This window comes from Acinetobacter sp. MF4642, assembly GCF_002018925.1.
GTDB classification, from domain to species: Bacteria; Pseudomonadota; Gammaproteobacteria; order Pseudomonadales; family Moraxellaceae; genus Acinetobacter; species Acinetobacter johnsonii.
On sequence record NZ_MVON01000002.1, the window covers coordinates 67,003 to 84,366 of the forward strand.

The following is a 17,364-nucleotide window of genomic DNA, read 5'->3' on the forward strand; positions in this document are numbered from 1 at the left end:
TTATTGGCAATTCACTCTCTCCGAGCCTTAAATCATGATTAAATTTTCACCACAGCCGCTTTGTGGTTCTAACCTATTCAAATATAGCCTTCTCAGCTTTATGATTTTAAATGCGCATGCAGCTTATGCGGATGAAGCAACGCTACAAAATAATGAGAACCCTTCCTCTCAAGCGACGATAAACAACTCGAATACAGCAGCAGTTCTGCCGACCTTGAAAATTGAGGCAATGAGTGAACTTGATCCAATCAAAAGCTATGTCGATTATGATCAGGCCAATGTCACACGGAATGGTTTAAAGAAAAAAGACATTCCTCAAACCATCGACACCATCGATGTACAGAAATATAAAATCTATGGCTCTAACGACCTCAGTGTAATGTTACAAGGTACACCAGGGGTTTCAACCAGCTACGATATGCGCGGTGATGGCATTACCCTCCGTGGTTTCTCTGCCGACTCGGGTGATATTTACCGTGATGGTATCCGTGAAAGTGGCCAAGTGCGTCGTAGTACAGCCAACATTGAACGGATCGAAATTTTAAAAGGCCCTGCCTCGGTGTTATATGGACGTAGTGCAGGCGGCGGTGTGGTCAATATGGTGAGTAAATACGCCAACTTTGACTCAAAAAGCTCAGTCGGTACTTACGTAGGCTCATATGATACTTATGGCGCAACAGCGGATATTAACCAAGTCTTAAATGACAACTGGGCTGTCCGTTTAACAGGTGAATACGGTGAAGCGGATAGTTTCCGTTCAGGCATCGACAGTCAAATTGAGATGATCTCGCCAAGTTTCACTTATAAAAATGATGATGAAACCCTCACGTGGACCACACAATATACCTATGACAAATTAGGTCGAGTACCAGACCGTGGACCTTCTTATAGTGTTTTACCTGCTGGAACATCCATTAAAACGGGCTTTGCACAAAAAGGCGATTACGTTGATGATGTACTACAAGTCATTCGTTCAGATTTAAATTACGAATTTGCGCCGAATTGGAAATTCCATTGGGCAACAAGTTACCGCCAAGCAGATCAAGACTTTGATCATTTTTATGGTGGTACCTACTGTGCTTCAGATGCAACCACCAGTAATGGTGAAAGCGCTTCTAGCACTCCACTTACACAACGTCGCTGCTACAACAATGTCGGAAAAATTTCGCAAAACTATTACTGGCAGCAAACATCTAATCGAACCACCACCAATACGTGGGATATTACAGGTGAGTTTGATACGGGCGCTATTAAACATAATCTTTTAGTGGGTACCGATTGGACCTATGAACAAAGAGAGCCGAAACTTTCTAATAAAAACGCCAATGGCAGTCGAATTGATGGTTTTTATGACCCAATTACAGGTCAATTAACACAGAATAATCGTGATAACGGTGCTAAAACCATTACTCAGCATAATTATAATGAAGGCACAAGCTACGGCTTTTTCATTCAAGACTTAATTAGTTTTAATGAATATTTCAAAGTAATGCTTGGTGCACGTTATGATTATTACGATACATCAACCACCAATAAATTATTAGCTTCTTCCGACATCAATTACCATCGTAGTATCAATGATGAAAGCTTTAGCCCCAACATTGGTTTCATTTGGCAACCCACAGATCAACACAGCTTCTATGCTTCATACAATAAAAGCTTTGCACCGTTTGGTGGGCGTGTAGGTGTCAGTGTTGTATCCGCAAATACCAATCTGAATACCTTTGATTCAGAACCTCAATATAATGAGCAATATGAAATTGGGGTCAAAAGTGACTGGTTTGATGACCGTTTAAATACCCAACTCTCAGTTTTTGACATTCGCAAAAATAATATTCGTTATGTACCTGATGACACTAAACCTGAAGAATGGGCAACTGCGGGCGAACATCAATCTAAAGGTCTAGAGTTTAGTTTTATTGGTCGCGTATTGGATAATGTATTTGTCCGTGGTGGATATGGTTATCTACAAGCCGAAGTTAAAAAAGACAAGCAAAATCCAGATAATGTGAATAAAGTGCTAAATAATGCGCCTGAACATACGGGTAACTTATTTGTTCGTTACTTACCTACAGAAAAACTCTATGGTGAAGTTGGTGTGACTTATGTGGGTGACTACAAAGCCTACCCTAATAGCAATTTAAGCAACCAGCCCTTGGATATGAAAGCTTTCTCACGTGTCGATGCAGCCATTGGTTATAGTGCTGATCCATGGAACCTGACCTTAGCTGTCAGTAACTTGACCAATAAAGAATACTGGCGTTCAGACTCTATGCCTGGTACACCGCGTAGCTTCCTCATGCGTTTGAACTACCAGTTCTAAACCCCTTCAGTTAAAACGCCATCTCAAGCGGAACAGGTCACTGTTCCGCTTTTTTATGCTTATCAAGGAACGACTAAGTCAATCAATGCATGCTTCGAACCTTTTCTGATAAAGCGCAAGAAACGGATTTTCAGGCCTGACTGGATTTGTTAGTGTTTTCTTAAGTTAAATGATTTCCACGAGTAATCATGACAGAACATAGCAATTACGCACGTGTGGCAAAGGCAATTGAATACATTGAACAAAACTTCAAACAGCAACCCAGTTTGGCTGAGATTGCAGAACACGTGCATTTAAGTCCTACACATTTTCAGCGTATCTTTAGCGAATGGGCAAGTATTAGCCCGAAAAAATTTCTGCAATATGTTAGTGTGGAATATGCAAAGTCGGTTTTGAACAATCACACAGAAAATAATATTTTTGCAGCAACCTTTGACACTGGCCTTTCTAGTACCAGCCGATTGCATGATTTATTTGTCCAAATCGAAGGGATGACGCCCGCAGAATATAAACAGGGCGGTGAAGCACTCGACATTCACTATAGTTTTGCCGAAACCATTTTTGGCTCCGTCATTATTGCCTCGACCCCTAAAGGGATTTGTCATATGGCCTTTACCGAAGCAGATCGGGATGCATTGGCCTATCTGAAAAAACAGTTCCCACGTGCGACATTTATTGAAGATCAGGATGAATTACAACGCAAAGCGCTTGCAATTTTTCAGCACAATCAAAACAGCCTATCAGAGATTAAACTGCATCTGAAAGGCACCGACTTTCAGCTCAAGGTGTGGCAAAGTCTGCTTAAAATTCCCATGGGAAAGCTCAGCAGTTATGCATATATTGCTCAAGAGATTGGGCAAGAGCGTACCTCACGAGCGGTCGGAACAGCCATTGGTAACAATCCCGTTGCCTTTTTAATTCCATGCCATCGGGTCATTCAGTCTTCAGGACAACGTGGTAATTATATGTGGGGAACAACACGTAAAACCGCGATGATTGGCTGGGAAGGTGCGCATAGCCAAACACCAACTGAAAAAGAAAGCGAATAAAAAAGGAAGCCGAAGCTTCCCTTTTTTGTTTCAATGCTTAGACGCCATACTTCACGCGATAGGCTTCCATTTTTGCTAAAGCCTCTGTCTCACCTTTAGCCTCTAAATAATTCATCAAATCTTTCATGGTCACCAATGCATGCACAGGAATTTCCAATTCTTTTTGGACTTCTTGAATCGCAGACAGTTCACCTTGACCTTTTTCTTGACGGTCTAATGCCACCAACACACCTGCAATCTGCGCACCCGCATTTTTCAAAATGGTGACTACTTCACGGATCGCTGTGCCCGCAGTAATCACGTCATCAATAATCCAGACTTTTTTGCCTGCAACGGATGCACCAACCAAGACCCCGCCTTCACCATGATCTTTGGCTTCTTTACGGTTAAACCCCCAAGGTACGCTCACCCCATGATTTTGTGACAAAGCCACCGCTGTTGCAGCAACAAAAGGAATCCCTTTGTACGCAGGACCAAAGACCACCTCAACATTGTTGCATTCTGTCAGTTTAGTTGCATAGCCAGACGCCAGTAATGACAAGGCTTCACCGTCATTAAGCAGACCTGCATTAAAAAAATAAGGACTCACACGACCCGATTTTAAAGTAAACTCACCAAATTTAAGCACGCCACGTGATAATGCGAGTTCGATAAAAGCTTGAGGGTTAAATGTCGCTTGCATTGTCATGCGGTGCTCCGTATTTTCAAATTGAGGTAAGACTTGCGCATGATACCAAAGAGTAGCTATCCAAGTGATCAAAAAATTTTACGTGTGGTTTCAATTAACGTAAATGGTCTACGTTCTGCAGAAAAAAAAGGGATTTTTGATTGGATTGCCACATCAGATGCTGATGTGATTTGCATGCAAGAATCTCGCATCACCCACGAACAATGGACCGATAAATTTAAACCTGAAGGCTGGCATACTCACCTGTTCCCTGCTGAACGTCCAGGGTATGCTGGCACTGCTATTTATAGCCGTTTACCATTTGTTTCAGTTACTGATGGACTTGGTTTTGAATTGGCCGATTCTCAAGGCCGCTTTATTTCGGCTGAGTTTGACTTAGGCTTAGACCAAAATGTGCATATTTGTTCACTCTATTTACCATCGGGCTCTTCTGGCGAAGAAGCACAAGTACGTAAAGATCACTTCTTAGAAGAATACAAACAAATTTTGAAACAATGGCGCGATGAAAATAAATCCGTGATTGTCTGTGGTGACTACAACATCGTGCATAAACGCATCGACATTAAAAACTGGTCAGGCAATCAAAAAGCCTCAGGCTGCTTACCGCACGAACGCGCTTGGCTCGATCATATTTATGATGAACTTGGCTATGTCGATACTTTCCGTGAAGTACGTCCAGAAGCTGAGATTTATTCGTGGTGGTCAAACCGTGGACAGGCCCGTGCGAAGAACGTGGGCTGGCGCATTGACTATCAAGCTTGCTCACCTGACTGGAAAGCCCGTACAGTCAATGCTTGGGTCTATAAAGAAACATGGTTTAGCGACCATGCACCTGTCATTATTGACTACAAAATCTAGAAAAATGTAAGCATTTAGCTCATATTCAGCGAACAAATGTTTACTGAATATGCGTTTTTAACCTACATTATCTGCCGTTTTTTGAGTCTTTTTCTGATCAATCAATCAGTGCATTATGTTTCCACGGCAAAGGGACGATGTCAGGATGACAGCACAAGGACAGGACGCCGTAGGATGAAATTAAAACGAACTATGGATATAGTTGGTTTTCAAGGATGTGACAATGGACGTTGTAATGAGACCCGCATGATCAGGATGATTAAATGCGGGTTTTCTCTTTTTTAGTCTCTGCCTTTTTAATGCTTCTTCTTTTTATATTCTATTTTTCTTTGATTTAATTCTAAATCGCTTTTATGACAAGACGATGACGCTGTTGGCTTAAATCGCGACACTAGAGCTGCTCTGCTTTTTCCGTTACTCTAAACCCAGCTTAAAATTCAAAAGGGTGTTCCATGTTAAATGTGTATGGCATTAAAAATTGTAATTCAATGAAAAAAGCATTCGACCTACTGAATGAGTTAGGTTTAGCGTATGAGTTTCATGATTATAAAAAACAAGGCATTGATGCTGCGACTGTCAAAACATGGCTCGATCAGATTGGGGCAGATGTGGTCCTGAATAAAAAAGGCACCACTTGGCGTAAGTTGACTGAAGCAGAACAAGACACTGCTTTAGCTTCAGAGCAAGGACTGATTGATGCCCTCACGACCCATCACAGTCTCATTAAGCGCCCCGTGATTGCAACGCCCGATGGTTTTATTGTGGGTTTCAATGAAGATGCAATTCGTGCCCTAAAGGCATAACAAAAACAAAAAAGCCGAGCAATTGCTCGGCTTTTTTTGTTGGATGAGATTAGTTCGCGCGAATCCAAGTTTGGTTACGGCCTAATGCAGCCACACCAATATAGCCACGGAGCTCTAGTTTTTTACCACCAGCAGCAATGTTGCCTTTTAATTTATAGGTTTTACCCGTTTGCGGATCTAAAATTGATCCACCGTCATAGCTTGTACCACCCGCGTTTTTCAGACCATGTACAATCGTTAAACCTTTCAACGATTTATTTTTGTATGGGCCTTCACACTTGGTACATGCATTTTCTTCACCTGGTGTCAAAATACCTTGAATACTCGCAGTTAAAGTTCCATTTTTTTGCTCAGTGAATTTAACCAAAGCTTTCGCTTGTTTAGTTTTGTCATCAATCGTTTTCCAAACAGTGCCATTCAGCGGATCTGCTGCATGAGCTAGAGCGGTTAATCCTAGTACGCTTAGTGCAAGTGCAATTTTTTTCATTTTTGTCATTTCCCTAGTCTAGTATAGACGACTATCATTATTAAAAAGTCACAACAATTTTTCAATTTTTCAATGTGACCAATTAGTGTAACCTTGTAAATTATGTTGGTAAATACACAAACTCAAGGTAAAACAAATAACAAAATGGAATAACTATGAAGATTGCCGATCCATGGAAACAAATCATTACAGAGCAGTTTTTAAAAACCACGATTCGAACCCCAAGTCGCTTTAGTCTCCCACCCAGTAGTCAGCGTTTTCTTCTTGAACAAATGTGTCGTGCATTTCCGCTCAATAAGTCGATCCAGATTCGTCCTCTACGTCTTGCAGGCCTGCGTGCGGAAGAATTAAAACCTGAAACTGAAGCCACTCAGCTCATTTTGCACATTCATGGTGGGGCTTTCTTTTTAGGTTCAATGAATACCCATCGCGCGTTTGTCTCAGACCTTGCAGCCAGCACACAAATGCAGGTTATTCACCTTGACTATCCTTTGTCACCTGAACATCCCTATCCTGAAGCTATTGATGCGCTGTTTGATGTTTATCAGCTGTTATTGGAACAAGGTATACAGGCCAAAGATATTATTTTATCGGGGGATTCATGTGGTGCAAATTTAGCGCTAGCCTTAGCACTACGCATTCGTGATGAGCAACGTCCTCAAGTCAGTGGATTAATTCTACTTTCGCCGTTTTTGGATTTAAGCTTAACCAGTGAGTCTATTCGCTATAACAGCAAGCTTGATGCACTATTATCCGTCGAAGCCCTTGAAACAGGCATCGACTATTATGTCCCAGAACAAATTGACCCAGCGGACCCGCTCGTTTCACCTTTATTTGATGATTTAGCAGACCTCCCGCCAACCCTTGTACAAGTCGGTTCGAAAGAAATTCTTTTGGACGATGCGCAGCGGTTTAGAGATAAAGCGACCAAGGCAGGTGTAGATGTGACATTTAAACTATACACAGGCATGTGGCATAACTTTCAAATGTTTAATGCATGGTTTCCAGAAGCTAAAATGGCATTGGATGACATCGCAACGTTTGCTCAAGCGCTTGACCAAGACTAAACAAATTCCGCATAAAAAAAGGTCAGCTGAACGCTGACCAAATGAGGAATCATGGAACTACAGTTATTGTTATTAGATCGCTTGCACCTGCACTAAAGCTGCTGCAATGGCTTTGTCTTTCAGCTCTGGGCCCATATTCACGCCTTCAGCACGAATGATTTCAACATCGGTCACACCAGTAAAATTAAAAACAGTTTTTAAGAAGCCTTCTTGGAAGTCAACAGGACTATTTTCACCATAGACACCACCGCGACTACTGGCAATATAGGCTTTCTTGTCACCAGCCAAACCGACAGGACCATTTTCCGTATATTTAAAGGTACGACCTGCAACACTAATGCGGTCAATCCATGCTTTTAAAGTCGAAGTAATCCCGAAGTTATACATCGCCGCACCAATCACCACAACGTCCGCATCTAAGTATTGTTGAATAATACGTTCGCCCAGAGCCGATTGTTCTACATTTTGACCCATTAAAATTTCTGCGTCTAAATGTGGAATCGGCTGCGTTGCCAAGTCCAAATATTCAACCTCAACTTGTGCATGCTTTTCGCTGAGTTGCGAAACAATGGCTTGGCTCAACTGACGAGATACAGAGGCATCCGCCATAATACTTGAATCAATGTGTAAAACTTTCATGGGATGTTCCCGCATAATCTTTATTGAATAGCTGCATCTTAAAAGAATCCCGCTCTTAGAATAATTGGTTTATTTAAAACACTATGTTGCAAAAATAGAACACTTTTCCCTTTTTATAGGGATATTTTTTCTATGATTTTAGATGCTATCTTTAAATTCAATTTTAAGAATTAATTACACTATTTAAATTAAAAAGAATATGAAAGTAAGAGGATAAAAAGATTGAATGAATTCACTAGCCTCCAGCTCTAAAAAATTAAATAAAAATAAACTTTCTCACTATTTACTGGAAGAGGAAGTCATCATGAATTGGAGTACCTTGAAAAAGTGTATTCTAATGTTGGTTTTGGCTTGCATTATTCATGTTGCTTGGCTCGGTTGGGATAGCTTTATCCTACTGAATCCTCAATATTGGCAGGTGGTCAATCTCGATATTGTACGCATCCAATTTGTACTGAACTCTATCTTTTTACTGACCTTGTTAGGACTGATTTATCCCTGCTATTTCCTACATGATCGCGTCTGGGTGCAGCGTTTTTTACCCTATGTCGCGATCGGCATTTTTGTCATTTCTCTTTGCCAAGACAGTTATTTCGTTTGCCAAGACAGTTATTTCGTTGGCGTATTAAGCCCAATGACTATGATTGCCTACATTTGTTTACTGACCGTGGGCTTAGTTCTATTTAAACGCAAAATCATTTATATCATGCTGATTCCCGCAACCAGCTTTTTGGTCTTCTCGGGTTATCTCAGTTTTATAGATGTCGTGCCCTACTCACCACTTTTCACCATTAACGGTAAGCTGTTTTATAATGGGTTTGGGTTATTTTCAATGCTGTATTTCATTGCCCCTATTCTTGTCACTTGTCTGATTTTATTTGAAATCTTACTCAGCCAATGGCGGCATCGTGAGCGACTGATTCAACATTTAAGTCAGACCGACCCACTCACCAACGCCTTGAACCGTCGCAGTATTAACCAAAGCTTAGATGAGTTGCATCATGATAAAAATTGCCCCTATGCCATCGTGCTTTTAGACCTCGACCACTTTAAAAATATCAATGATCAATTTGGACATCATATGGGAGATACGGTTCTGATTGCCGTAAGTCAAAAATTAGGCCTTCATTTGCGTGAAAGTGATGTAGTGGGCCGTTTTGGGGGTGAAGAATTTATACTCATTTTAAAGCAGTCCTCTGCCCTTAAAGCTCGTCAAATCGCGGAACGTTGCCGTGCAGCCATTGAAGATTTAGTGATTCAAAATGAAGATGGACGTGCAATTCGCATTACTGCCAGTTTCGGCATTGCCCTAGCGATGGATAAATTGAAACCGCAACAGCTTTTGGATCAAGCAGACAAAGCACTGTATGCCGCTAAAGCCGGTGGACGCAATCAAATCAAATGCTATTTAGAAATCAATCCCTGTGAGATCAAATATAGCGCCGCATGTGGCGACACACAGCACATTTCACCCAACTAAACTGCTTCTGCCCGTGCCGCATCGAGCCATTGTGTGACCGCAGGATGCTGCATGATGTGTTGCATATACTGCTGGCTGCCTTCGGCTACAGGTAGTGCATAACTCTTAAAACGCATCACCACAGGTGCATAGAAGGCGTCGGCTATAGAAAAATCACCAAATAAAAAGGTATGCTCATTCGCACGCTGTGCCCAAATTTGTTCAATTCGTTGAACATCTGCTCTTAATTCAGCATGCTGCACCCACAAAGCTTGCCCCTCGGCTATGCTGTACTGCTCTTGAATATTCATCGGACACAATTGGCGTAGTGCCATAAAACTACTGTGCATCTCACCACTGATACTCCGTGCTTGTGCTCTCAAATGGGCCGGTTTAGGCCACAAGGCTAAATCTGGATTTTGCTCGGCCAAATATTCACAGATGGCTAACGAATCCCAAATCTTAAATTCACCCACATCCAATACAGGCACTTTAGCATTGGCATGAATGTGGGAAAGTTGCTGCTTAAAAGTGGCGGCTTCTGCATCAAAGCGAATGAGGATTTCTTCAAAATTCAGATCAAATGCAGTCAAGACCAACCATGCTCGCATCGACCAACTGGAATAATTTTTATTGGCAATATATAAACGTTGCATCCCCCGCTCTCCTTCAGGTTAAAAACGTTGTAATTGAGCTAAAAGTTCAGCCTCAGTAAATGCACCCGTTAAACGTAAACCACGAATTTCTTGTTGTGAGGCATCTAAGAATAAATAGGTCGGTGGTCCTAAAATATCCCACTGGTTTAAAAGCACTTGATGGGTTGCATCGTAATGGCTCAAATCCAATTTAATCAAATAATACGGTGCAAGCGCTTGCTGTACCGTTGCCGATTTTAATATACGGTGTTCGATTGGCTGACAAGCAACACACCAATCCGCATAGACATCGATAATGATTTTTTGACCTTTTGGTGCTTGTGCCAAGAGCTGCTTAAACTCCGCTGCCGTCGCTGCCACATGCCAACGCGCAGATGCCTCTACTGGTGCTTCAAAGAAACGCTGACTCTGCTGATATTGGCTATAAGTAATGTACGTCCCGCCAATAACTAAAGCCACGATGTACAGCATGCGTAACTGAGTTTTATGCCACATCAAACGATACAACACATAGATGATAAAGCTTAACCCTAGCAGCAGACTCAGTGCTTGCATCCATGTTTCAGAAAGCAAAGGACGCACAAAATACAGCGCCAAAGCCAACATGATGAAAGCAAAGAATACCCGAACCTGATTCATCCACAGCCCAGCACGAGGCAATACCTTAGCGCCCAGTACGCTCGCCAGTAACAGCGGTGTACCCATACCAAACCCTAAGGTGAACAACAAAATGGCCCCTTGCCACTGACTTTGTGTCTGCGAAATAAACAGTAAAGCACCTGCCAAAGGCGCCGTCATACACGGTCCAACCAACAGCGCAGAGATCATGCCCATAATGGCAGCGCTGATCAGGCTTCCACCCTTTTGCATAGACTGGATATGATCAAGTTTATTCACCACGGCTTGCGGCAGTTTAAGTTCAAACAAACCAAATAGATTGAGCGCGAATAAAACAAAAAGAATGCTAAAAGCAATCAGGGTGGATGGCTGTTGTAACCAACGCTGGAAGTTCAAACCTGCTGATGAGGCCACCAAGCCCAAAATGGCATAGACCATGGCCATACTGCACACAAAGACCAAGGCAATCATCCATGCTTTGAGGCCTTTGCTATCGCGAATAATTAATGAGGTTAAAATCGGCAACATCGGCAAAGAACACGGCGTAAACGCGAGTAATATCCCGAGGCCAAAGAACAGTAATAAACCATAAGCCAATGAGCTTTTGGCTAGCTTTTCAGACCAAATTTGGTCTTGCGCAGCCATCGCATCGGAAGCTGTTGCGGTGGGTTCAGCAGTGACCGTTGGATTGATCGGCTCAAATTGCGGATTCGACTGCGCGGCTAAATCTAGCAGTCGTTTTGAGCCACCAGCTTGGTCTTGTAGACTGACCAAACCGTTGACATCGGTTTTAAACTCAATGCTTTGCGGCGGATAGCAAATACGATCTTTGGCACAGCCTTGCCAAGTCACCTTATAGGTTTGCGAAGCCTGTGTGTCTAAGTCAAATTGCAATTGTTGATAATAAACTTGGGTGTGTCCATAGTTTTCATCATACAAATCATGCGCAGGCGGCAGCTCAAGCTTAAGGGGCTGACCCGCCTGCTGTACTTCAAATTTGTGCTGATACAGATAATACTGTTCAGGGATATTCCAGTGCAGTTGAGCGGTATGCTCAGTCGTGGATTCCACTGTAAATGGAAAAGCATCTTCAGCTGAAAGGAGTGGAGTTTCTGCATGAACGTTTAGGATACTGGCCCAGATACACAGATTGATGATCAATACTGACAGCGCCAGATACCACGTTTTGCCGCTCATCCCCTGTTTCAGATGAAGATGCTTTTTCATAATATGTTCTTTTTTCTAATTAAAATAAGTATGAAACGCCAAGGCCTGAATAATAACTTTTATCTGCACCATTTAAGTCGACACCAACACTTGCGTCCAACTGCATCCGATTATTCACCGCATACATGACACCTGTACCGAGCGCATATTCATTGTCTTGACTTTCTGCTTTACGATAAACCAATTCAGAAAAACCGCTGAGTTTATCGGTAAATTGATATTCTAAAGTCGGAATTGCAGAAATGGCCCAATCACTATTTTGCACTTCATAACGCATAGTGATGGATGTCGACACGAGGTCGCTATAATCGTATGCCACCACAGATGACAGACTATAAATATCATCTTCATTGGTGAAACCATCATTACCTGTGGCAATAATCGCTTCAGCCAGTACCGCCATAGTCAAGCGTTCATCATCCAAAGGAATCGCCGCTTTCACACCCACACTGACATCACCCAAACCATCTGTTTCAGACTTATTGCCTGCCACTTTCATTTGTTGCCAAGAGGGCCCAGCCCAACCCAATTGCAATTCGATGTTTTCAGCTAAACCTGTGCGCAATAACATATCTGCATTTAAGCTGGTGGTTTTGACTTTTTCACCATCAGCCGTGGTCGATTCAGCATAGTGCGCATTGGCCAAGCCCTGCTCCCAAGCCAACTTCCCCACAGGCGTAATCCCTGTCCCTATGCCCGAACCTGGGCGGTCAAAGGAAAAATCTGCAGCCATCGCATTCATACTGAACCCAGCGGCTACACATAAACCTAAATGTTTTAATTGCATCATGATGATCTCGCTGTTTAAGCTAATTCTTTTGTCATTTTTGCACCATGCTGACGAAGCAACTCTAAAGTTTGCTTTTCTTCAGCCAATGCTTCGGCCCAATTAATTTCGTCAAATTCACAATCAAAGAATAAATCGCTAATTGAAGATAAAATAGTTAAGCCATCTTCATCTTTGGTGTTTGGATCGACTTTTTCGTCCAACAAACGCTTGACCGCTGGCGCACATGCAGCACTTGCAGCATCCCAAAGTGGGCCATAAATTTCTTCTGTATCCCACAAATGCAAGTTTGCTTTGCCATGAATCAGTTGTTCTAGAATGTCTAAATGGACCGCTAGAGTCTGTTGTTTTTCTTGTTCTGACAGTGGTGCACCTGCTTCATACGCTTCGCAAATCGCTTCCCACCATTTGAATAAGCCGTCTGACCAAACAGAAATCACAGGTCCTTTTTCAGGATCGATAAAATTGAGACTTAACCCATCGGTCAATAGACGTTGAACTTGTTGAAGATCTAATTCTTCAAGTGCTTGCACGAAAGCTTGTTGTTGCGCGATTAACATGGAGATGACGCTCTTCAATTCAGTTTATTCTATTATGCCGAATAAACGGGACATTTGTTATCCGTAATGTTGGATAAAAGTGAGTGCCCAGCATTAAAAAAGCCCCTGATTGAGGGGCTTTTTTTAAATTCGGTGAGGTTTAATCTTCCTCATCATCAACTAGGCCATCATCCTGATCTGCATATACAGGTTGGCCAGCACGTGGTTTATCATTTTTTTCAAAGGTATGTTCTAAACTACGTTTAAGGCGATCGATCGCGCCATGAATCGCAGTATCGACATTATGACCTTTATGATTTACAACCACGGGTTTTAAACCTGCTGGACGCGCTTCAATCATACATTGAATGTCGTCATCTCCGCCTTTATGGCTATTGGCATCACTTAGATGCACTGAAAAGTGGGTAATGCGCTCACTGTGACGTTGAAATTCTTGATTCAGCTCTTCGCGTATATAACTAATTAAACGGTCACTATTTTGAATGTTTTTATCTGTACGGATTTCTATGTTCATAAAATAACATCCTCTCTCTTTCTTTATTCGACTCTTTTTTGTACGAAGATTTTTATCTCTTGGCACACTTGTAACTTACTGTTTTAACAGTATTCGACCATCTTCAATTGCTTTGGAATTCGACCTCCATCGATTGAATGATGAACACTTTTGAGTCTGCAGATCTGTGTCCTTCTCCTTTGAATATCGGGCCTAACTGAAAATTATGCAAGTGATATTTTTAAAAAAATATGAAAAGGATACTTATTGTGACAAGCCCTTACTTGCATGGCCAGAAACAGATGGATTTGATTCCATCTTCTCTCTATTCAGGTGACTTCATTGGCTAGAATGAACAAAAAAATCTAATGATTATGACAACTTCAATTACGGCAGGAATGACTCCACTCATCGATCATTCATTCTTTGCAAACATCCCCAAATAAGTGCAAACGCTGTTCCATTCTAGGATTTTCCCGAGCTGTATCATGTCGATATTGCTAAATTTATTATTCAATCACCTAACATTTTTTCCATGAAGGTCCATATCAAATTAAGTGTCATGCCTGAAAGGCAACATTAAACCATTTGGTAAAAAAAGTATAAAAAATGGCTCATTTTGATATCTATTTTCCATGACGTTCGTCAAATTTGGCTTTATTTTTGCTTAATAATCGGTATCCTGTATCCGATTTTTTGGGGAAATATTCATGAAACTGACTCAACTTGCTGCTTTCTTAGCATTATCTTCTGCTGCGGCAATCTCTCAAGCTGCGCCGATTTGGCAAGACTTTAGCATCACTGGTTTATATGGTGAAAACTACAAATCACCGTTCGAAACTGAAGACGAAAAGCTTGAGCAAACAACCATTACTGCAGAATACGCAGCGGGCTTCAAATATGGCGATTTCTTCGCTTTCGCTGACCGTACCAACAACGATGCTGATGGCAATGAAACTTACTTTGAAGTTGCACCACGTTTCAGCTTAGGTGCAATGACAGGAACTAAACTTGAGCTTGGCCCAGTTAAAGATGTGCTAGTTGCAACGACATGGGAAGGCGGTGAAGGTTTCAATAACTACCTCTATGGTATTGGTTTTGCCTTAAATGTGCCATATACACAGTATGCAAACATCAACTTCTACAAAGCAGATAACGACCTGACTGATGATGATTATCAAATGACCATCAACTATGCAGTACCGTTCAAACTTGGTTCTGAAGACTTTTTAGTTGATGCCTTCCTTGACTGGTCAACAGGTGAAAATGCAAATCATTCAAGCGAGTTAAACTGGACTAGTCAGTATAAATGGAATGTAGGTAAACACATTTCTCCAGATACACGCCTTTACGTAGGTATCGAGCACTCAGTTTGGAATAACAAATACGGCTATAAAGGCGTTGACCAAAATGACGTAAGTGCGTTAATTAAATACCACTTCTAATTCACTTTTGTGAATATCCAAAAGCAAGACTTCTGTCTTGCTTTTTTTTATGTAAAAGCAGCATGATAACCCTCCCAACGCATACAACCTTGACTTCATGTCTTTTCTCATTCGTCCGGCTACTGAACACGATCTGCCCGAGATCCAAAATATTTATAATGCAGAAGTCTTACATGGCATGGCCACTTGGAATGAACATGCCTATGATTTAGCACATTTCCAAAAACAACTACTACACTTTCAACAAAACCAATTTCCATTTTGCGTGGTGGAAGACCAAGAAACGCAGGCCATTGCAGGTTTTGCAGACTATGCCACTTTTCGCAATTTTTCAGGCTATCGTTATACCGTTGAGCACTCGATTTATATTTCACCCAACTATGCCCGTCAGGGCTTAGGTCAACAGCTTTTAGCCTATTTGATTGAACAAGCAAAAATGCAGCACATGCATGTCATGGTTGCAGGAATAGACCACGCCAATTTGGCATCAATTGCTTTGCATGAAAAGTTTGGCTTTGTACAAACTGGCTATATGCCCCAAGTCGGACAGAAGTTTGGGCAATGGCGTGATCTGGTGTTGATGCAACTGCTGTTAAATCAGTGAGATTGGCGTTAGATTGTCACTGGTGACGCTGATCACGGCATAGGTATGCTTGGCCGCATGTTCATAAAAGTTTCTGAGCTGAGCAAAGATTAAACTCAACTCAGCAAATTGCAATTCAATCGATTCGCTCTGGATGCCATGTTCCTGTTCTAAGCGTTTCAAACACGTGGTTTGCATATGTTTTTTAAAGTCTTCGATATCCAGTTTTTCTAAAGCTTCCTGGACTTCAACCACACGCACCGCGGTGTTATAACGCACCTCTGTAAGTTGTTTTTGGCGCTCTGCCAAATGATGCTCGGCTTGTACACTCAAAGCCAGTAATGAAGTGCCAGACTTAAAACTGCCTTGCAATAAGGTCTGTAAGATTTTCCAGTTTTTACCTAAAAGCAGATGTGACTCGATGTGCTCCGAATTCAGCACATCGTCGACAGAAATAGATTCTAAAATCAACGTTTCCAAAGCATTGGGCGGAATACTTAATAATAATGTGTCCATATGGCTGCTCTTATTGTTGTTGCTTTGCATTAGCTTAGCGCGTCTAAAAGCACACTGCTCAAACAATTTGTATGAGTAATTTTTCATACAAATTGAAAGATGACCAACCTTTACTTCCAACCCAAAGACCGACCAACACAGACTAAAACTTACCCCTCCTCGCAGATGTATATATTGAGACTCAAACATTCGAATCCCCAAAGGAGTTTTCGGTTTTGACTGGATGAGGACAGAACACCATTGTGATATTTTTCAGCTTGATGAAAAAATTCAAATTACACGTCTAGATCATGCCTAACCAAGTATTTATGCGTTAATATCTCATTTAATTATTCAAAATAATCAGAGGGTTCAATGGCAAAATTTTTAAATACGAGCGGTACTAATTTTTTTCTTGAAGAACTCATCAAAAATGCCAAAGAGCGTCTCATTTTAATTAGTCCTTATCTCCGTTTAAATGACCGAATTAAGGAACTGCTAGAAGATAAAGATCGTCTCAAAATTGATATTCGTATTGTTTATGGAAAAAGTGATTTACATCCAGACGAAATTAAATGGATGCAAAAGTTGGATTATGTTCGCGTTAGCTTCTGCAAAAACTTGCATGCAAAATGTTATGTCAATGAAAGTGAATGCATTATTTCAAGTCTAAACCTTTATGAGTTCAGCCAAGTCAATAACAATGAAATGGGGATCTTAGTCCGTAAGTATGAAGATAACGAAGTCTTCAAAGATGCTTATGAGGAAGCTCAACGAATTATCCGTATTAGTGATGAAATACGTATTACTCTAGATGAAGTAAAAGCTGAGGCTTCTCCAGTTTCAGAAATGAAAGAAAATGAAGAGGAAATTACGACCTTTACTAAGTTAACTACAGCAAAACTTGCTGCTAAAGTTGGTATTAAAACCCCAGATTTACTAGAAAAGTTAGTCAATAAAGGCTATTTAAACCTAACAGACAATGGAAAGCACTTACTTACAGATTCAGGGAAGTCTATTGGGGGCGAATTTAGAACGGGGCAATATGGTATTTATTTTCTATGGGATGAAAATACCGAGATTTAAAAACAATAAATCCCTCCAAACCTCCCTTTTAAAAGGGAGGC

18 protein-coding genes and 1 pseudogene are annotated in these 17,364 nt (G+C 41.4%); 10 read left to right on the forward strand and 9 right to left on the reverse strand.

All coding sequences use genetic code 11. The features are described 5' to 3' along the window. Window positions 1-34: 34 nt before the first annotated feature. On the forward strand, window positions 35-2,323 hold the full coding sequence (locus MF4642_RS01735; RefSeq protein ID WP_078425099.1) for a TonB-dependent receptor: 2,289 nt from the start codon (window positions 35-37) through the stop codon (window positions 2,321-2,323). A gap of 188 nt (window positions 2,324-2,511) precedes the next feature. After that, the gene (locus MF4642_RS01740) at window positions 2,512-3,372 is read left to right on the forward strand and encodes a methylated-DNA--[protein]-cysteine S-methyltransferase (RefSeq protein WP_078425100.1); all 861 of its coding nucleotides are present in this window, start codon (window positions 2,512-2,514) and stop codon (window positions 3,370-3,372) included. Window positions 3,373-3,409: 37 nt separating this feature from the next. Here MF4642_RS01740 and pyrE read toward each other — a convergent pair whose 3' ends face one another. Next, window positions 3,410-4,060, reverse strand: coding sequence for an orotate phosphoribosyltransferase (gene pyrE / locus MF4642_RS01745; protein ID WP_005401497.1), 651 nt, complete (start codon window positions 4,058-4,060; stop codon window positions 3,410-3,412). Between the two features lie 39 nt (window positions 4,061-4,099). On the opposite strand from pyrE, the gene MF4642_RS01750 reads away from it, so the two are divergent. Next, window positions 4,100-4,918, forward strand: a complete 819-nt coding sequence (locus MF4642_RS01750; protein WP_078425101.1) for an exodeoxyribonuclease III — start codon at window positions 4,100-4,102, stop codon at window positions 4,916-4,918. A 452-nt stretch (window positions 4,919-5,370) separates the two neighbouring features. Beyond that, window positions 5,371-5,721: a Spx/MgsR family RNA polymerase-binding regulatory protein gene (locus MF4642_RS01755; protein ID WP_078425102.1), complete on the forward strand. Its 351-nt coding sequence runs from the start codon at window positions 5,371-5,373 to the stop codon at window positions 5,719-5,721. A 49-nt stretch (window positions 5,722-5,770) separates the two neighbouring features. On the opposite strand, the gene MF4642_RS01760 is transcribed toward MF4642_RS01755, so the two are convergent. Further along, a complete protein-coding gene (locus MF4642_RS01760; RefSeq protein WP_058951520.1) occupies window positions 5,771-6,208 on the reverse strand; it encodes a DUF2147 domain-containing protein in 438 nt (145 codons plus the stop codon). 155 nt (window positions 6,209-6,363) lie between these two features. Here MF4642_RS01760 and MF4642_RS01765 point away from each other — a divergent pair, with 155 nt between their 5' ends. After that, entirely contained in the window at window positions 6,364-7,275 is a 912-nt protein-coding gene (locus MF4642_RS01765; protein ID WP_078425103.1) for an alpha/beta hydrolase, read from the forward strand. A 72-nt stretch (window positions 7,276-7,347) separates the two neighbouring features. Here MF4642_RS01765 and MF4642_RS01770 read toward each other — a convergent pair whose 3' ends face one another. Then, on the reverse strand, window positions 7,348-7,914 hold the full coding sequence (locus tag MF4642_RS01770) for an FMN-dependent NADH-azoreductase (protein ID WP_078425104.1): 567 nt from the start codon (window positions 7,912-7,914) through the stop codon (window positions 7,348-7,350). A gap of 226 nt (window positions 7,915-8,140) precedes the next feature. Between MF4642_RS01770 and MF4642_RS01775 the strand changes: the two genes are divergently transcribed. Next, window positions 8,141-9,394 carry a GGDEF domain-containing protein gene (locus tag MF4642_RS01775; RefSeq protein ID WP_162841294.1) on the forward strand — a complete coding sequence of 418 codons (1,254 nt, stop codon included), beginning with the start codon at window positions 8,141-8,143 and terminating at the stop codon, window positions 9,392-9,394. Here MF4642_RS01775 and MF4642_RS01780 read toward each other — a convergent pair. From MF4642_RS01780 to MF4642_RS01800, 5 genes are all read right to left on the reverse strand, one after another. After that, complete coding sequence (locus MF4642_RS01780; RefSeq protein WP_078425105.1) at window positions 9,391-10,029, reverse strand: glutathione S-transferase family protein; 639 nt, start codon at window positions 10,027-10,029, stop codon at window positions 9,391-9,393. The genes MF4642_RS01775 and MF4642_RS01780 overlap by 4 nt on opposite strands. Before the next feature lie 18 nt (window positions 10,030-10,047). Further along, window positions 10,048-11,874: a protein-disulfide reductase DsbD gene (gene dsbD, locus MF4642_RS01785; protein WP_078425106.1), complete on the reverse strand. Its 1,827-nt coding sequence runs from the start codon at window positions 11,872-11,874 to the stop codon at window positions 10,048-10,050. 19 nt (window positions 11,875-11,893) lie between these two features. After that, a complete protein-coding gene (locus MF4642_RS01790; protein ID WP_078425107.1) occupies window positions 11,894-12,664 on the reverse strand; it encodes a transporter in 771 nt (256 codons plus the stop codon). A gap of 14 nt (window positions 12,665-12,678) precedes the next feature. Then, the gene (locus tag MF4642_RS01795; RefSeq protein ID WP_078425108.1) at window positions 12,679-13,221 is read right to left on the reverse strand and encodes a hypothetical protein; all 543 of its coding nucleotides are present in this window, start codon (window positions 13,219-13,221) and stop codon (window positions 12,679-12,681) included. A 139-nt stretch (window positions 13,222-13,360) separates the two neighbouring features. Then, window positions 13,361-13,735: an HPF/RaiA family ribosome-associated protein gene (locus tag MF4642_RS01800; RefSeq protein ID WP_004691760.1), complete on the reverse strand. Its 375-nt coding sequence runs from the start codon at window positions 13,733-13,735 to the stop codon at window positions 13,361-13,363. A 329-nt stretch (window positions 13,736-14,064) separates the two neighbouring features. Here MF4642_RS01800 and MF4642_RS17090 point away from each other — a divergent pair. The 3 genes and pseudogenes from MF4642_RS17090 to MF4642_RS01810 all read left to right on the forward strand — a co-directional run. Further along, window positions 14,065-14,253, forward strand: a pseudogene (locus tag MF4642_RS17090) (purine permease); the annotation flags it as partial. Window positions 14,254-14,424: 171 nt separating this feature from the next. Next, a complete protein-coding gene (locus MF4642_RS01805; protein ID WP_078425109.1) occupies window positions 14,425-15,159 on the forward strand; it encodes an outer membrane protein OmpK in 735 nt (244 codons plus the stop codon). A 97-nt stretch (window positions 15,160-15,256) separates the two neighbouring features. After that, window positions 15,257-15,763, forward strand: coding sequence for a GNAT family N-acetyltransferase (locus tag MF4642_RS01810; protein ID WP_078425110.1), 507 nt, complete (start codon window positions 15,257-15,259; stop codon window positions 15,761-15,763). Here the strand turns inward: MF4642_RS01810 and MF4642_RS01815 are convergent. Further along, a complete protein-coding gene (locus tag MF4642_RS01815) occupies window positions 15,752-16,258 on the reverse strand; it encodes a DUF1877 family protein (protein ID WP_078425111.1) in 507 nt (168 codons plus the stop codon). The genes MF4642_RS01810 and MF4642_RS01815 overlap by 12 nt on opposite strands. A 354-nt stretch (window positions 16,259-16,612) precedes the next feature. Here MF4642_RS01815 and MF4642_RS01820 point away from each other — a divergent pair, with 354 nt between their 5' ends. Beyond that, window positions 16,613-17,323 carry a phospholipase D family protein gene (locus MF4642_RS01820; protein ID WP_078425112.1) on the forward strand — a complete coding sequence of 237 codons (711 nt, stop codon included), beginning with the start codon at window positions 16,613-16,615 and terminating at the stop codon, window positions 17,321-17,323. Window positions 17,324-17,364: the final 41 nt, after the last annotated feature.